Source organism: Lentzea sp. NPDC036955, from assembly GCF_055608005.1.
Genome location: NZ_JBVJRC010000014.1, coordinates 17,607 through 18,354, shown reverse-complemented (window position 1 = coordinate 18,354; position 748 = coordinate 17,607).

Sequence of the window (748 nt, the reverse complement as noted above, 5' to 3'; positions counted from 1 at the left end):
CGGCACGTGCTGGGGTGCGGGTGTTTCGACCGACGAAGGCACGGGCGGTGCCACGACATCGTCCCGGCCAGGTCGGCCCATGGGCTGCCCGGTCTGCGGCTGAACTTGCTGGGGTTGCCCGGTCTGCGGCTGCCCGGTCTGCGGCTGCCCGGTCTGCGGCTGCCCCGTCTGCGGCTGCCCCGTCTGCGGCTGCCCCGTCTGCGGCTGCCCCGTCTGCGGCTGCCCCGTCTGCGGCTGCCCCGTCTGCGGCTGCCCCGTCTGCGGCTGACCTTGCTCGCTCTGGGGCGTCTGGGACTGACCCGGCTGAGGCTGATCCGGCTGAGCCTGGTCCGGCGGAGGCTGTGGCGTCTGGGACTGCGGTGTGTGGGACTGCGGTGTGTGGGACTGCGGTGTCTGAGGCTGCGAAGCCTGAGGCTGCGGCGCGCTGGACTCACGCCGTTCTTCACCCACGACATCGACATCGGTACGCGTTTCACCCCCGACGGTCGGCGGCAGCTGCGAGTGCACGGCCCCTGGCGGGGGAACCTCCGACCGAACCCCGCCCGAATCCTGCGGACTCAACGCCGGCGAGTCCAGACGCGGAGCGTCCACAACCGAAACGTCCCCACCCTGCGGCGAAGGCGAGAACCCACCCGGCTGCACCCCACTAGGCTGCGAGCCCGGCGTCTGCGAGCCCGGCGTCTGCGAGCCCGGCGTCTGCGAGCCCGGCGTCTGCGAGCCCGGCGTCTGCGAGCCCGGCGTCTGCGCC